Genomic DNA, 15,525 nt, shown 5'->3' on the forward strand with positions numbered 1-15,525 from the left:
CCCGCCCGCCCGCTTCGACGCGTGGCGGGACGTCCCCTCCAGGAGTCCATGTGCCCAGCCGAACGCCCCCCGCCCGGGAAATCTGGTTCCTCACGGGCAGCCAGCACCTCTACGGGGAGGAGACGCTGAAACAGGTCGCCGAACAGTCGCGGCAGCTGGCCGCCGCGCTGGACGACGCCTCCGGCATCCCCGCACCCGTCGTCTGGAAGCCGGTGCTCACCGACCCCGACTCCATCCGCCGCCTGTGCCTCGACGCGAACGCCGACGACCGGTGCACCGGGCTCATCGCCTGGATGCACACCTTCTCGCCGGCGAAGATGTGGATCGCCGGACTGGACGCCCTGCGCAAGCCGCTGCTGCACCTGCACACCCAGTCGAACGTGGCCCTTCCCTGGGGCACCATCGACATGGACTTCATGAACCTCAACCAGGCCGCCCACGGGGACCGCGAGTTCGGGCACGTCCAGGCCCGCCTAGGGGTGCCCCGCAAGACCGTGGCCGGACACGTCACCGACCCGGGGACGATCGCGCGGGTGGCCGTCTGGGTGCGGGCGGCCGCCGCGCGCTCCGAACTGGCCACCCTCAAGGCCGTCCGCTTCGGCGACAACATGCGCGGCGTGGCCGTCACCGAGGGGGACAAGGTGGAGGCCCAGCTGCGCCTGGGCGTCTCCGTCGACACCCACGGCGTCAACGACCTGGTGGAGGTCGTCGACAGCGCGCAGGAGAGCGACGTGGCCTCGCTCGTCGGGGAGTACGCGGACCTGTACGACCTGGCGCCCGAGCTCCGGCCGGGAGGCGAACGGCACGAGGCGCTGCGCTACGCGGCCCGTGTCGAAGCCGGTCTGCGCACCTTCCTCGAAGCGGGCGGCTTCCGGGCCTTCACCACCAACTTCGAGGACCTGGGCGGACTGCGCCAGCTGCCCGGCCTCGCGGTCCAGCGGCTCATGGCCGAGGGATACGGCTTCGGAGGGGAGGGCGACTGGAAGACCGCCGTCCTGCTGCGCGCCCTCAAGGCGGCCGCCACCGGCCTCCCCGGCGGAACCTCCTTCATGGAGGACTACACCTACGACCTGACACCGGGCAACGAGCTCATCCTCGGCGCACACATGCTGGAAGTGTGCCCCACCCTCGCGACCGCCCGACCCCGCTGCGAGATCCACCCCCTGGGCATCGGCGGACGGGAGGACCCCGTCCGGCTGGTGTTCGACGCCGCCCCCGGTCCGGCCGTGGTGGTCGGCCTCGCGGACCTCGGCGACCGCTTCCGCCTGGTGGCCAACGACGTCGACGTCGTGGCGCCCCCTCACCCGCTGTCGGCCCTGCCCGTCGCCCGCGCGGTCTGGCGGCCCCGCCCGGACCTGCGGACCTCCACCGAATCCTGGCTGACGGCAGGCGGGCCCCACCACACCGTCCTCAGCACCGCCCTGACCTCCGACCACCTCGACGACCTCGCGGAAATGCTCCGCGTGGAACTGCTCCTCATCGAGGAGAGCACCACGCCCAGGCAGTTCCGGCGCGAGCTGCGCTGGAACCAGGCGTACCACCGGCTGGCACCGGGGTTCTGACCCGGCGAGCGGAGCCGGGGGAATTCCCGGACGAAAAGCTGTCGGTCCTCCCCGTACCTTGACGCGGCCGGGCGCCGTCCGCACAGTGGGAGCGCTCCCACCGGTCCCGCACCGCGTTACTGGCGGCCCTCGGCCTCGTCACGGCCACCGTCTTCGGCGCCCCCGCCGGCGCCGCCACCGCCGGCTGCAAGGTCGAATACCAGATCACCAACCAGTGGAACACCGGGTTCGGTGCCCAGGTGGTCGTCACCAACACCGGGGACCCCCTCGCCGCCTGGACCCTGGAGTGGAGCTACGCGAACGGCCAGCAGGTCACCCAGGGCTGGAACGCCGCGATCACCCAGTCGGGAGCGGCCGTGACGGCCAAGAGCCTCTCGTACAACGGGTCGCTGGCCACCGGAGGTTCGACCTCCTTCGGGTTCAACGCCTCCCACAACGGCACGAACGCCGTGCCCCCGACGTTCAAGCTCAACGGCAACCAGGCGGGAGCCGGGCTGGGCGAACGGCCGCAGGCGGCACCGGCCCCCGGCATCGACGCCTACGTGTGGATGAAGCCGCCGGGCGAGTCGGACGGGGCGAGCAAGGAGATCCCGAACAACGAGGGCAAGGGCTTCGACCGGATGCGCGACCCCACCTACACGGGCAACGCCCGCAACGGCAACAGCATGTCGGGCGCGCTCCCGGACGCACCGCTCGCCGGACAGTGGTTCTCCGCCCAGTTCCAGGAGCTCATGAACAACGCCCACCCGGCCCTGTGACGGACCGCCGGTGAAGGGGCCGGAGCCGCACGGGAACCACCCGGTTTCCGTACGGCTTCGGCCCGCACGCGCCCGGGCCCCGGCAGCGTCCGGAGCCGGCGCACGTCCCCCACCGCTCAGGAGGATTCCCGCACGATCAGCTCCGTGGGAAGGACCCGCAGATGCCCCTCCCCCGCCGCCGAGCCGGCTCCGGGGCCTTCGGCGATCTTCTCCAGCAGCAGCCGGGTCATCGTGCGGCCCATCTCCTCGATGGGCTGGCGCACGCTCGTCAGGGGCGGATCCATCAGGCGCGCCACCACCGAGTCGTCGACGCCGACGAGGGCCACGTCCTCGGGGACCCGTCGGCCGGCCTCGCGCAGCACCCCGCGCGCTCCGGCCGCCATGACGTCGGAGGCGGCGAAGACCGCGTCCAGCCCGGGGGCGCGTTCCAGCAGTGCGCGCATCGCCAGCCCGCCGCCCTCCTCGGTGAAGTCCGCGATCGCCACGAGCGACTCGTCGGGCGCGATCCCGGCCTCGGTGAGGCCCGCTCGCAGGCCGCGGCCGGCATCACGCCCGCCCCGATCAGCCGCTGGGACGGGCAGGTGAAGACCTTCCTCACCGACAACGGAATCCTCGACATCGAGCAGCGCGGCACCGATCCGGCGAAGGCCTGGGAGAACGTCAGGAAGCTGGTCGCCGACAAGATCGACCGGTAGGCCGCCGTCCCTGACAGCACCGCACGCATCCACCTGGAAGGAAGCCCCCGTGGCCACCTCCGTACGGGCGGCGGGCGACGGCTCCGCGCCGCCCGCCGCACCAGTCCGGGGCGGCAGCGGCCGCCGGCGGCCCCCCGGCCGCGTCGGTTGGCGCAGCACGCTCCACCGCCTCGACCTGAAGGCCGTCCCGTACGTCTTCGTCGCCCCCTTCTTCCTCACCTTCGCCGCCTTCGGCCTCTTCCCCCTGATCTACACGGGCTGGCTCTCGCTCCACCGGGTCGAGCTCGGCGGGCAGGCCCAGTGGAAGGGAACGGCGAACTACAGCTCCCTCGCGACCAGCGAGTTCTTCTGGAACGCGCTGGCCAACACCTTCACGATCGGTCTGCTCTCGACCGTGCCCCAGCTGCTGATGGCCCTGGGCCTGGCCCAGCTGCTCAACTACAAGCTCCGCGGCCGCGGGTTCTTCCGGGTCGCGGTCCTCGCCCCGTACGCCACCTCCATCGCGGCGGCGACGCTCGTCTTCGCCCAGCTGTTCAACACCGACTACGGTCTGATCAACTCGGTCCTGGGCTGGGCCGGATTCGCCCCGGTGGACTGGGAGTCCTCCAAATGGCCCGCGCAGATCGCGATCTCGACGATCGTGACCTGGCGCTGGACGGGCTACAACGCCCTCATCTACCTGGCGGCGATGCAGGCCGTACCGCGGGACCTGTACGAGGCCGCGGCGCTGGACGGGGCTTCGCGCCGGCGCCAGTTCCTCAGCGTGACCGTCCCTTCCATCCGGCCGACGATCCTCTTCACCGCCGTCGTCTCGACCATCGGGGCCACCCAGCTGTTCGGCGAGCCACTGCTCTTCGGCGGCAGCGTGGGGATCAGCGGCGGCAGCGGCAACCAGTTCCAGACCCTGAGCCTGCTGATGTACGAGAAGGGATGGGTGACCGGCGCGCTGGGCCAGGCCTCCGCCATCGCCTGGGTCATGCTCCTGCTCCTCCTGCTCGCCGGCGGCCTCCGGATCCTGATCTCCCGACCGCGCACGAAGGCGGGGAGCTGACCTCATGGCCCGCACACCCGACACCACCGTCCCCAGGGCGCCGCGCGCGGGGCGTCTTCGCCCCTCGGCCGGCCGTCAGCACCACGCCGGACCGCTGACCTACGTCCTTGGGGCGGCCCGCCGCATCGACGCCGTCGGCAACCGGATCTGGCTGGGGCCGATGCTGGACGGCTCCTACCCCCGAGACCTGTTCGCGGACACCGCGCACCTGACCGACTGGTCCTTCGTCCGGGACGGCGACGCCGCGACGGTCCACCAGCCGCTGGACCTCCTCGCCGTGAACTACTACACCCCGACGGTCGTCTCGCACGCCGCGCCGGGCGCCGAGCGGCCGCAGGACGACGGCCACGGCGACAGCGAGCACTCGCCCTGGCCCGGCGCGGACGACGTCGCCTTCCACCGGGCGCCGGGCGAACGCACCGCGATGGGCTGGTCGGTCGACCCGGGCGCGCTCTACGACCTGCTCACCCGCACCGCCGCCCGCTATCCCGGCCTGCCGCTCGTGATCAGCGAGAACGGCGCCGCGTTCGCGGACGAGGTCGGTCCCGACGGCAGGGTGCACGACCTGCGGCGCGCCGCGTACGTCCACGCGCACCTGGAGGCCGTGCACCGGGCGATCACGGACGGGGCGGACGTGCGCGGCTACTTCCTGTGGTCGCTGCTCGACAACTTCGAGTGGTCCTACGGCTACGCCAAGCGCTTCGGCGCCGTCCACGTCGACTACGACACCCTGGAGCGCACGCCCAAGTCGAGCGCGCTCTGGTACTCCCGCGTCGCCCGGACGGGACGCCTGCACGCCCCGGGCGAGGCGTAGGCCCGGGGGCCGCGGAGGACTCACCCGGCCTGGTGGACGGGCAGGCGGGTGGGGTCGGCGATGATGCGCTGCACGGTCGACCACGCCGCACCCAGTACCGGTCCGCGGCGCCCCAGGGCGGAGGGGCGCACCGCCTCGGGGTTCCAGGGCCTGACGGTGACCCGGGCCGCGAGTTCGGCGCGTATCGGCGGAAGGAGCCAGTCGGCGAGTTCGGCGTAGGCACCGCCGAGGACGAGGCCGTCCGGGTCGATCAGGTCGACCGCCGAGACGAGCGCGAGGCCCAGGGCCCGGCCGGCGCGGTCCAGGGCGCGCAGGGTCGCCGCGTCCCCGGCGGCCGCCCGCCCGGCCAGTACGGCCACCGGGTCGCCGGCGTCTGCCGGCCCCGCCTCGCGCAGCACGGCGGCTTGGCCCGCGTACTGCTCCAGGCAGCCGCGGGCCCCGCAGGGACAGGGTGCGCCCCGCGGGTGGACGGGGAGGTGGCCTAGTTCGCCCGCGAAGCCGCGGGCGCCGCGGAAGAGCCGGCCGCCGATGACCAGTGCGGCGCCGATTCCGGCCTCGGCGGAGACGTGGACGAAGGTCTCGGCGGGGTCTCCCTGGCGCCACTGCTCGGCGAGGGCTCCGAGGTTGGCCTCGTTCTCCGGCTCGGGCACGGTGTCGGGGTCGGGCCAGTGGTCGGCGGGCCGGACGTCCTTCCAGCCGAGGTTGGGGGCGTGGGCGACCACTCCGCCGGGGGCGTTCGGCACCACTCCCGGGACGGCCAGGACGCGGCCCTCGACGCGCAGGCCGAGGGCGGCGGCCTCGGCCTGCGCGTCGGCGGCGAGGGCGGCGGCCTCCTTCAGCACCCGTCCGGCGGGCCGGCCGGCGTTGGCCCGCTCCAGCCGGCGCCACACCCGGGGTTCGCCGCGCAGGTCGACGACGCAGGCGGCGAGGTGGGTGACGCCGATCTCCAGGCCGAGGCCGGCGGGGCCCCGGTCGTTGAGGGCCAGGGCCCGCCCGGGGCGGCCGACGCGTCCGCTCGGTGCGGTCTCCGTCTCGGTCAGGGCGGCGCGGCCGATCAGCTCGTCGGCCAGGGAGGAGACGGCCGGCCTGGTCAGGCCGGTGTGTCCGGCGACGTCCGCCCGGGAGAGCGGGCCGTGCGCGGCGACGGCGCCGAGCACCGCGGCGAGGTTCTGCCGGCGCATCCCCTGCTGGGAGGCGGGGGCGGTCCGCGCGCCTCCGGCCCGCCTGCCGAGCCCGGTCATCGGTCCCGTCCCCCCTGTCGTTCGTCCGGCGGGACCTCCTGCAGGGCCCGTGCCCGGCGCAGCGTACCGGTGATCCGTTCGAGCGTGTCGTCGTCACGGGGTACGGCCTCCAGCACCTTGCCCTCGGCGGTCCGCCAGCGCCGGGCGACGGCGTCGGCGGGCTCACCGGTGAGCAGGGCGGCGGCCTGCGCGGCGGCCCCGAGCGCGACGAGTTCCCGGGCCTCGGGCACCTGGACGGGCCGGCCGGACAGCCGCAGGACCGTGTGCTGCCAGGCCCTGCCCGCGGCTCCGCCGCCGATCAGCAGCAGGGGTTCGTCCGCTCCCGGGTCGTCGCCGCAGGCGCGCAGTACGTCGTCCAGGGCCGTGAGCAGGGCGTGGGCGGCGCCGTCGTAGGCGGCTTGGAGCAGCTGGCCCGGTGTCGTGTCGTGGCGCAGCCCGTGGACCAGACCTGAGGCGCCCGGGAGGTCCGGGGTGCGCTCGCCGTCGAGGTAGGGGAGCACCACCACCGTGCCGCCTTCCTCGACGTCCTCGCGGTCGCGGCCGGCGAGGGCGGCGAAGCGGTCGACGGCGAGGGTGCAGTTGAGCGTGCAGGCCAGCGGCAGCCAGCCGCCGAGGGCGTCGGCGAAGCCGGCGACGGTTCCGTTCGGGTCGGCGGGCCGGGTCCGGCCGACGGCGTAGACGGTGCCCGAGGTCCCGAGGCTCAGCACCGGGCGGCAGCGCGTCAGGCCCAGTCCGAGGGCGGCGGCCATGTTGTCACCGGTCCCGGTGGCCACGAGCGCGCCCTCGCGCAGTGGCGTCCCGGCCCGGACGAGGCCCGCCCGGGCGCCGGGCGCGAGGACGTGCGGCAGCAGGCCGGAGTCGAGCCCGATCCGGGCGAGCACCTCCCGGTCGTAGCCGTCAGGGCCCCACCAGCCGGTTCCCGAGGCGTCACCGCGGTCCGTCACCGCCTCGCCGGTCAGCCGCTCCGTCAGGAAGTCGTGTGGAAGCCGGACCGCGGCGACGCGGTCGGCGGCGGCGGGTTCCCGCGCGCGCAGCCAGGCCCACTTGGCGGCGGTGAAGGCGGCGGTCGGGACGCTGCCGGTGCGGCGGGCCAGCTCCGCCGGGCCGAAGGCGGCGGTGAGGGCGGCGGCCTGCGGGGCGGATCGGACGTCGTTCCACAGCAGTGCCGGGCGCACGGGCCGGCCCGCCGTGTCGAGGGTGACCAGGCCGTGCTGCTGGCCGGCGATCGAGCAGGCGGCGGCCCGGTCCGCCCAGCCGGTGGCCGCCGTGGCCTCGCCGAGCGCCCGCCACCACTGTTCGGGGTCGCTCTCGCGTCCGGGGCCCTCGCTCACGGTGTGCGCGGCGCGGCCCTGGCCCAGTACGGCGCCGGTCTCGACGTCGACGGCCAGGGCCTTGGTGGACTGGGTCGAGCTGTCGACACCGATCACGACGCGCTGTGCGGGCATGGGGTCCCTCCGGTGGGGTTCCTTCTGGCGTCTCGGCATACTAATTTGTTTTTCGCCCTTACAAATAGACCTCGGCCCGATCCGGAGCGCCTCATGAGCAGCGACCCGCTCGTCCCCACCCCCGCGCACAGGTTCACCTTCGGCCTGTGGACCGTCGGCTGGCAGGGGCGGGACCCCTTCGGTGACGCCACCCGGCCCGCCCTCGACCCGGTCGAGACCGTGCACCGGCTGGCCGGGCTCGGCGCCTACGGGGTCACGTTCCACGACGACGACCTGATCCCCTTCGGCGCCGGCGACGCCGCCCGCGAGCAGGCGGTCAAGCGCTTCCGCACCGCCCTGGACACGGCCGGGCTGAAGGTGCCGATGGCCACCACCAACCTCTTCACCCACCCGGTGTTCAAGGACGGCGCGTTCACCGCCAACGACCGCGACGTGCGCCGGTACGCACTGCGCAAGACGATCCGCAACATCGACCTGGCCGCGGAACTCGGCGCCTCGGTCTACGTCGCCTGGGGCGGCCGCGAGGGCGCGGAGTCGGGGGCGGCCAAGGACGTGCGCACGGCCCTCGACCGGCTGAAGGAGGCCTTCGACCTGCTGGGCGAGTACGTCGAGGAGCAGGGCTACGACCTGCGCTTCGCGATCGAGCCCAAGCCCAACGAACCCCGCGGGGACATCCTGCTGCCCACCATCGGCCACGCCCTGGCCTTCATCGGCACGCTGGACCGGCCCGAGCGGGTCGGCCTCAACCCGGAGGTCGGCCACGAGCAGATGGCCGGACTGAACTTCCCGCACGGCATCGCCCAGGCCCTGTGGCACGGCAAGCTGTTCCACATCGACCTCAACGGCCAGAGCGGGATCAAGTACGACCAGGACCTGCGGTTCGGCGCGGGCGACCTGCGCCAGGCGTTCTGGCTGGTCGACCTGCTGGAGTCGGCGGGCTACGACGGCCCACGCCACTTCGACTTCAAACCGCCGCGCACGGAGGACCACGCCGGCGTCTGGGCTTCGGCGGCCGCCTGTATGCGCAACTACCTGCTCCTGGCGCAGCGCGCCCGCGCCTTCCGGTCGGACCCGGAGGTCGAGGCCGCGCTCGCCGCCTCCAGACTGCCCGAACTCGCCCTCCCCACGGCCGAGGACGGCCTGGCCGGGCTCCTGGCCGACCGGTCCGCGTTCGACGGGTTCGACGTCGAGGCCGCGGGCCGCCGCGGCATGGCCTTCGAACAGCTGGACCAGCTCGCCCTCGAGCACCTCCTCGGCGCCCGCTGACCCGGGGCGCCCACAAGCCGGACCGGGAGAAAAATGTTAGCGCTAACACTCAACGGCCCCAGCCCGCTGACGCCCTCGCGAACCTGCCCGGTCCAGATATAGCAGGCTGAGCAAGGCCTCTCTCCCGCAACCCAGTTGACCCTGCACGACGATGCGCACAGACCCTTGACGACTCTCTTGTGAGCGTTAACACTCAGGATCTCCAGGCCGGAGACGCCGGGGCGCGCCGTGCCGGTCGCGGACCATCACTGGAGGAACTGTGCGGAAGCTTTCAGCGGGCCTCGCCGCCCTGGGCATGACGCTGGCGCTGGCGGCCTGCGGCCAGAGCGCCAACGGAGCGGGCGACGGCGGGGGCGGTCGCCACGCCGAAGGCGGGCTCGTCGGCATCGCGATGCCGACCAAGTCGTCGGAGCGCTGGATCAACGACGGCGCCAACATGGTCAAGGAGTTCCAGGCCAAGGGCTACAAGACGGACCTCCAGTACGGCGACAACGTCGTGGAGAACCAGGTCTCCCAGGTGGAGAACATGATCACCAAGGGAGCCAGGCTGCTGGTGATCGCCGCCATCGACGGTTCCTCGCTCACCAACGTGCTGCAGCGGGCCGCCGACGCCCACGTTCCCGTCATCTCCTACGACCGGCTGATCCGCGGCACCGGCAACGTCGACTACTACGCGACCTTCGACAACTTCAAGGTCGGCGTCCTCCAGGGCGGTTACATCGTCGACAAGCTCGGCCTGAAGGACGGCAAGGGCCCCTTCAACATCGAGCTGTTCGCCGGCTCACCCGACGACAACAACGCCGCGTTCTTCTACAACGGCGCGATGAGCGTCCTCCAGCCGTACATCGACGACAGGAAGCTGGTCGTGCAGAGCGGCCAGACCTCCCTCGCCCAGATCGCCACGCTGCGCTGGGACGGCGGTCTCGCCCAGTCCCGGATGGACAACCTGCTGAGCAAGTCGTACACGGCCGCCCGTGTCGACGCCGTGCTCTCGCCGTACGACGGCATCTCGATCGGCATCATCTCCTCGCTGAAGGGCGTCGGCTACGGCACACCGGGCCGGCCCCTGCCCGTCGTCACGGGTCAGGACGGCGAAGTGGCCTCGGTGAAGTCGATCATCGCCGGCGAGCAGACCCAGACCGTCTACAAGGACACCCGCCAACTGGCCAAGGCCGCGGTCCAGATGGGCGACGCCGTGCTGACCGGCGGCAAGCCCGAGGTCAACGACACCCGTCAGTACCACAACGGCGTCAAGACCGTTCCGGCGCAGCTGCTCCAGCCGGTCAGCGTCGACAAGGAGAACTACCGCGAGGTCCTGGTGGACAGCGGCCAGTACACAGCGGACCAGCTCAAGTAGCAGCCGGCGGGTGCGGTGCCCGGCAAGGCCCGCGGGCACCGCGCCGCCCCGACGATACGGACGCGCAGCCATGGCCCGACCCGTCCTCGACATGCGGTCGATCAGCAAGACGTTTCCCGGTGTCAAGGCCCTCTCGGAGGTCAGCCTGACCGTCGCCGCCGGCGAGGTGCACGCCGTCTGCGGTGAGAACGGCGCCGGCAAGTCCACCCTGATGAAGGTGCTCAGCGGGGTGTATCCGCACGGCGCCTACGAAGGCGAGATCTACTTCGAGGGCTCCCCCTGCCGGTTCCGGGACATCCGGGCAAGCGAGCGGCGCGGGATCGTGATCATCCACCAGGAGCTCGCGCTGGTGCCCTACCTGTCCATCGCCGAGAACATCTTCCTCGGCAACGAGCACGCCACCCGGGGCGTGATCGACTGGCACCGGACCCTGACCCATGCCGCCGACCTGCTCCGGCAGGTCGGACTCGACGAGAGTCCGCACACCAGGGTCGCCGAGCTCGGCGTGGGCAAACAGCAGTTGGTCGAAATCGCCAAGGCGCTCGCCAAGAAGGTCAAGCTGCTCATCCTGGACGAGCCGACGGCCGCCCTCAACGACGAGGACAGCCGCAAGCTGCTCGACCTGATCCTCGAACTCAAGGCCCGCGGCATCTCCTGCGTCCTCATCTCGCACAAGCTGAACGAGATCGCCCGGGTCGCCGACACCGTCACCGTGCTGCGCGACGGGCGGAGCATCGAGACCCTCGCCATCGGCCCCGGGGGCATCTCCGAGGAACGGATCATCCGCGGCATGGTGGGCCGCGACCTGGAGCACCGCTACCCCGAACGCACCCCGCGGATCGGCGGGGTGGCCTTCGAGATCGAGGACTGGAGCGTCGGGCATCCGATCGACCACCGGCGCAAGGTGGTCGACGGGGTCTCGCTGAACGTCCGGCGAGGCGAGATCGTCGGCATCGCGGGCCTCATGGGCGCCGGCCGCACCGAACTGGCCATGAGCGTCTTCGGCCGCTCGTACGGGCGTTGGACCGGCGGCCGGGTGCGGCTGGACGGCCGCGAGATCCGGACCCGGACGGCGGCGGAGGCGATCGGACACGGCATCGCCTACGTGACCGAGGACCGCAAGCAGCTCGGCCTCGACCTCAACGCCGACATCAGCCGCAACATCTCGCTGAGCGCCCTCGGCAAGGTCGCCCGGCGCGGCTGGGTGGACCGGCACGAGGAGGCGCGGTCCGCCGAATCCTTCCGTCGGACCATGAACATCAAGGCCCCCTCGGTGTTCGCGGAGACCGGCAAGCTCAGCGGCGGCAACCAGCAGAAGGTCGTCCTCAGCAAATGGATCTTCGCCGAGCCGGAGGTGCTGATCCTCGACGAGCCCACCCGGGGCATCGACATCGGCGCCAAGGCGGAGATCTACACCGTCATCGCCCAGCTCGCCGCCCAGGGCAGGGCGGTGCTCGTCATCTCCTCGGAACTCCCCGAACTGCTGGGCCTGTGCGACCGGATCTACGCCATGGCCGCCGGCCGGATCACCGGCGAGGTCAGACGTGCGGACGCCACCCAGCAATCCCTCATGCGGCTCATGACCATGAGCGCGGCATCCCCCGACAAGCAGGTGTGAGGCATGGCGCAGACCAAGACCACCCCGGATTCCACGCCCGGCACGCCGGAGACCGGCCGACGGCCTTCGGCCGGCGCCGTCCTGGCCCGAGCGCTGCGCGGCAACCTGCGCCAGTACGGGATGCTGCTCGCGCTGGCGATGATCGTGCTGCTGTTCCAGTTCTGGACGGGCGGGATCCTGCTCCAGCCGCTCAACGTCACCAACCTGATCCAGCAGAACGGCTACATCCTCATCCTGGCCATCGGCATGATGATCGTCATCATCTCCGGGCACATCGACCTGTCCGTCGGTTCGCTCGCCGCCTTCGTCGGGGCGGCCGCGGCGGTGATGATGGTCGAGCACGGCACGGCCTGGCCCGTGGCACTGGTGGCCGCGCTGCTGATCGGTGCCCTCGCCGGAGCCTGGCAGGGATTGTGGATCGCCTACCTCGGGATCCCCTCGTTCATCGTCACCCTGGCCGGCATGCTGCTGTTCCGCGGCGGGACCCAGATCCTCCTCCAGGGCCAGTCGGTGGCGCCGTTCCCCAAGGGCTTCCAGAACATCAGCAGCGGCTTCCTCCCCGAAGTCGGCCCCCACACCGACTACCACAACCTCACCCTCCTGCTGGGCCTCGCGGTGCTGGCCGTCGCGGTCCTGCAGGAGGTGCGCGAGCGGCGGCGGGCCGCCTCGTACGGGCTGCGGCCGCTCCCGGCCGGTCTCTTCCTGGTGAAGCTCGGCGCGATCACCGCGGCCGTGGTGACCTTCACCCTGCTGCTGGCCAGCTACCACGGCGCCCCGATCGTCCTGCTGCTGCTCGGCGTCCTGCTGGCCGTCTTCGGATACGTGATGCGCAACTCGATCCTCGGCCGCCACACCTACGCCGTCGGAGGCAACGAGGCGGCGGCGCGACTGTCCGGGGTGAAGAGCAAGCGGGTCGTCTTCCTGGCCTTCGTGAACATGGGCGTCCTCGCGGCCCTTGCCGGGATGGTGTTCGCCGCGCGGCTCAACGCCGGTACGCCGCAGGCCGGCATCAACTTCGAGCTGGAGGCGATCGCCGCCGCCTTCATCGGCGGCGCCTCCGCGAGCGGCGGTGTGGGCACCGTCCTCGGTGCGCTCACCGGTGGTCTGGTGCTCGGCGTGCTGAACAACGGCATGTCCCTGGTCGGCGTGGGCACCGACTACCAGCAGGTGATCAAGGGCCTGGTCCTGCTGGCGGCCGTCGGCTTCGACGTCTACAACAAGCGCAAGGCCGGAGCCTGACGCCTGGTCGAAGCCGGGCGTGCTTCACGGCCCGGGGGGCGTGGGGGTCTGTTCGTCGTTCAGGCGGGCTCGCCACTGGCTGACGTGTTCATCGGGCAGGGAGGCCAGGCGGGCGATCTCGGCGTCGCCGCGTCCGTCGGACCAGGCCAGGATCCGTGCCACGGTGCGGTTCCGTCCGGCACGGAAGTCCTTGAGCAGGTTCTCGAGGCGTTCGACTTCCTCGCCTTCGAAGCGGAGCTGGCGGTCGACGCCGGCGCGTTCCTCGGCGCGCAGGGTGCGGAGGTAGGTGTCGAGTCCGGTCAGGACGAGACCGTGTTCGCGCGCGGTGTTCTGGAACCTGTCGGTCAGGTCGATCAGCACGCAGTCGGAGACGTCGGCGAGGTTGGCCCCGGGGGGCTTGGCCGCTTCCCAGGTACTCTTGCCGGTCTCCGTGGTCTCCAGCCAGGCACGGGCGTCGGTCGGGGTGCGGTTGCCGGACGCCTGTGCACGGTAGGCGTACAGGGCGGCGCGGTGGCCGTAGAAGGTGAAGCCGTCCTCGATGTGCCTCCCGGCGAGGTGGCAGATCCTGCCTGGTACTCCTCCGTAGCCGGTGGTGGGGTGGTAGTCGGCGTAGGCGTCGAGTTCGGCGTCGGCGGCCACGGCCCAGGAGGGTTCGCACAGCTCGGGGTTGGCGTCCAGGAAGGCGCCGACCTCGACGCGCCAGGCCGGGACCGGTGTCATGCGCGGCCGGGGCCAGCGGAGTTCCCCGGAGGGGTCGAAGGCGGGGGTCGCGGCCTGCTCGATGTCGTCCCAGGCGGTGGCCGCCTCGGCCGACCATTCCAGCTCGCCTTCCGGCCCGATCCGGTGGATCGAGTCCACGAGTCGCTGCACGGCGGGCAGGACGCGCTCCGCGAGCGCGTGCAGTTCCTCGGCGCTGAAGAAGTGCCACGTGCAGCCCCGCTGTTCGTCGTGGCTCAGGTGGCCGAGCAGCTGCACCATGATTCCGGGGCCGGGGACGGTCCCGTCGCCGAGTGCCCTGCGGGGGATGCCCGGGATGCGGCTGCCGGGGGACTCCTGCGGGGCCCGCCAGTCGGTGTCGCCGAACCAGACGGCGCCGTCGCGTGCGTCCACCGCCAGCCACTGCCGGTAGCCGACTCCGGGTCCGTAACGCCCGTCCTGCTGCTCGGCGTTCTCGTCGTGCCATACGTATTCGGCCGGGGGCGGGTCCAGCTCTGCGGCCATGAAGCCGTCCTCGGGGCGGTAGCCGGTGAGGACGCGCGCCGTTCTGGGCGCGCGGTCGGCTGAGGTCATGAGGGGTTTCCTCTCGGTGGAACGTCAACCGCGGCAAACATAGTGGGCCCGTCAGACAATAGTTTAACTTTCAGCCACCGCGTCCGATAGTCGGACACGGTGGGAAGTCCGGCATGCCGGTGGGGTCTACGCGCGTGCGACGGCCGTCAAGTTGGCCGCTTTTCACGTGGCGTCCGCGATCCGTTCACCCGCACCGCTTCGGAACGCCGTGCTCTACGAGAGCGCGGCCAGCGCCTGCGCGGCGAGCATCCCTTCCAGGTCCAGGACAGCCCGCGGGGTGTGCCGGGTGTCGATGCGGACGGCGTAGATGAAGCGCGTCAGCTGCGGCTCGGCCAGGGGGCGCGCCACGACCTGGGTGTGGGTGCGGGGCAGGGCGAGTCGCGGCATGACGGCCACGCACAGGCCCGCGGCCACGAACCCGAGCACGGTGTTGAAGTCGTCCCCCTCGTATTGCAGGCGGGCCTGGAAGCCGGGCGTTTTGGCAATCTGTGAGAGCAGTTCCAGGCGCAGCGCGGCCTCCGGAGCGGCGATCCACGTCTCCGAGGCGAGGCTGGCCAGGTCGATGACCTCACGGCCGGCCAGGCGGTGGTGCGCCGGGACGACGGCCACCACCGGATCCCGTGCGACCAGCGTCCGGCGCAGCGTCCGGGGCGGCGGGACGGGGATGAAGTCGTAGTCGTAGCTCAGCGCCAGGTCCATGTCCCCCCGCTTGAGCCGGTTGTAGCCGGCCTCGGGCTCCAGCTGGCTGAGGCTGACCTGCACGTGGGGGTAGACCGCGTGGAGCCGGGCCAGCGCCTGCGGAACGATGCCGGTGGCGGCCGAGGCGAAGGCGCCGAGCCGGATCCGCCCGGCCGTACCGGCGCGCATGGCGCCGAGTTCGGCCTGGGCCGCCGCCAGCGCGCTGCGGACGCCCTGCTCCGCGCCGAGGAGGACTTCGCCGGCCGGTGTGACGCGAACGGGGCGGCGTTCGAGCACCCTGAGGCCGGCGCGGCGTTCGAGTTCGGCGATCTGCTGGGAGACGGCGGGGGCGCTGTAGCCGAGTTCGCGGGCGGCGGCGCTGAAGGAGCCGTGCCGTACGACGGCTTCGAGGGTGGCGAGCAGGCGGGGGTCGAGTCCGTGCACGGGGTTAAGGCTCACTTATCTGTCGCGAAGATGTGTTTTCTTGTGATTGGAGATGAACGCCAGGAGG

General features: G+C 72.1%; 11 protein-coding genes and 2 pseudogenes. 8 read left to right on the top strand and 5 right to left on the bottom strand.

What is annotated here, in order from left to right:
- Positions 1–50 precede the first annotated feature (50 nt).
- Positions 51–1,562: an L-arabinose isomerase gene (araA, locus tag ACFY0O_RS01210; RefSeq protein WP_388941192.1), complete on the top strand. Its 1,512-nt coding sequence runs from the start codon at positions 51–53 to the stop codon at positions 1,560–1,562.
- A gap of 119 nt (positions 1,563–1,681) precedes the next feature.
- Positions 1,682–2,320 carry a cellulose binding domain-containing protein gene (locus tag ACFY0O_RS01215; RefSeq protein WP_388942219.1) on the top strand — a complete coding sequence of 213 codons (639 nt, stop codon included), beginning with the start codon at positions 1,682–1,684 and terminating at the stop codon, positions 2,318–2,320.
- Between the two features lie 116 nt (positions 2,321–2,436).
- Here ACFY0O_RS01215 and ACFY0O_RS01220 read toward each other — a convergent pair.
- Positions 2,437–2,856: pseudogene (locus ACFY0O_RS01220) on the bottom strand (LacI family DNA-binding transcriptional regulator); the annotation flags it as partial.
- Positions 2,857–3,064: 208 nt separating this feature from the next.
- Between ACFY0O_RS01220 and ACFY0O_RS01225 the strand changes: the two are divergent.
- Together ACFY0O_RS01225 and ACFY0O_RS01230 are read left to right on the top strand one after the other, a co-directional pair.
- On the top strand, positions 3,065–4,066 hold the full coding sequence (locus ACFY0O_RS01225; RefSeq protein ID WP_388941193.1) for a carbohydrate ABC transporter permease: 1,002 nt from the start codon (positions 3,065–3,067) through the stop codon (positions 4,064–4,066).
- 106 nt (positions 4,067–4,172) lie between these two features.
- A pseudogene (locus tag ACFY0O_RS01230) lies at positions 4,173–4,880 on the top strand (glycoside hydrolase family 1 protein); the annotation flags it as partial.
- A 20-nt stretch (positions 4,881–4,900) separates the two neighbouring features.
- Here ACFY0O_RS01230 and ACFY0O_RS01235 read toward each other — a convergent pair.
- Positions 4,901–6,121, bottom strand: a complete 1,221-nt coding sequence (locus tag ACFY0O_RS01235; protein WP_388941195.1) for an ROK family protein — start codon at positions 6,119–6,121, stop codon at positions 4,901–4,903.
- Entirely contained in the window at positions 6,118–7,566 is a 1,449-nt protein-coding gene (xylB, locus tag ACFY0O_RS01240) for a xylulokinase (protein ID WP_388941198.1), read from the bottom strand. The genes ACFY0O_RS01235 and xylB overlap by 4 nt, the downstream gene beginning before the upstream one ends.
- A gap of 93 nt (positions 7,567–7,659) precedes the next feature.
- Between xylB and xylA the strand changes: the two genes are divergently transcribed.
- The 4 genes from xylA (at position 7,660) to mmsB (ending at position 13,046) form a co-directional block, all read left to right on the top strand.
- Entirely contained in the window at positions 7,660–8,832 is a 1,173-nt protein-coding gene (gene xylA, locus ACFY0O_RS01245; RefSeq protein ID WP_388941201.1) for a xylose isomerase, read from the top strand.
- Between the two features lie 295 nt (positions 8,833–9,127).
- Entirely contained in the window at positions 9,128–10,189 is a 1,062-nt protein-coding gene (chvE, locus tag ACFY0O_RS01250; protein ID WP_388942222.1) for a multiple monosaccharide ABC transporter substrate-binding protein, read from the top strand.
- Between the two features lie 70 nt (positions 10,190–10,259).
- Positions 10,260–11,807 carry a multiple monosaccharide ABC transporter ATP-binding protein gene (mmsA, locus tag ACFY0O_RS01255; protein WP_388941204.1) on the top strand — a complete coding sequence of 516 codons (1,548 nt, stop codon included), beginning with the start codon at positions 10,260–10,262 and terminating at the stop codon, positions 11,805–11,807.
- 3 nt (positions 11,808–11,810) lie between these two features.
- Positions 11,811–13,046, top strand: coding sequence for a multiple monosaccharide ABC transporter permease (mmsB, locus tag ACFY0O_RS01260; RefSeq protein WP_388941207.1), 1,236 nt, complete (start codon positions 11,811–11,813; stop codon positions 13,044–13,046).
- Positions 13,047–13,070: 24 nt separating this feature from the next.
- Here the strand turns inward: mmsB and ACFY0O_RS01265 are convergent, their stop codons facing one another.
- Positions 13,071–14,336, bottom strand: a complete 1,266-nt coding sequence (locus ACFY0O_RS01265) for a hypothetical protein (RefSeq protein ID WP_388941209.1) — start codon at positions 14,334–14,336, stop codon at positions 13,071–13,073.
- A gap of 213 nt (positions 14,337–14,549) precedes the next feature.
- The gene (locus ACFY0O_RS01270; protein WP_388941212.1) at positions 14,550–15,458 is read right to left on the bottom strand and encodes a LysR family transcriptional regulator; all 909 of its coding nucleotides are present in this window, start codon (positions 15,456–15,458) and stop codon (positions 14,550–14,552) included.
- Between the last annotated feature and the right edge of the window lie 67 nt (positions 15,459–15,525).

This window comes from Streptomyces sp. NPDC001594 (assembly GCF_042893675.1).
Classification (GTDB): domain Bacteria; phylum Actinomycetota; class Actinomycetes; order Streptomycetales; family Streptomycetaceae; genus Streptomyces.

Excerpts from the sequence above, each read along its gene's own strand:
- ACFY0O_RS01235 (WP_388941195.1), bottom strand. The coding sequence starts at position 6,121 with ATGACCGGGCTCGGCAGGCGGGCCGGAGGCGCGCGGACCGCCCCCGCC.
- chvE (WP_388942222.1), top strand. The coding sequence starts at position 9,128 with ATGACGCTGGCGCTGGCGGCCTGCGGCCAGAGCGCCAACGGAGCGGGC.
- xylA (WP_388941201.1), top strand. The coding sequence starts at position 7,660 with ATGAGCAGCGACCCGCTCGTCCCCACCCCCGCGCACAGGTTCACCTTC.
- xylB (WP_388941198.1), bottom strand. The coding sequence starts at position 7,566 with ATGCCCGCACAGCGCGTCGTGATCGGTGTCGACAGCTCGACCCAGTCC.
- ACFY0O_RS01265 (WP_388941209.1), bottom strand. The coding sequence starts at position 14,336 with ATGACCTCAGCCGACCGCGCGCCCAGAACGGCGCGCGTCCTCACCGGC.
- mmsA (WP_388941204.1), top strand. The coding sequence starts at position 10,260 with ATGGCCCGACCCGTCCTCGACATGCGGTCGATCAGCAAGACGTTTCCC.
- mmsB (WP_388941207.1), top strand. The coding sequence starts at position 11,811 with ATGGCGCAGACCAAGACCACCCCGGATTCCACGCCCGGCACGCCGGAG.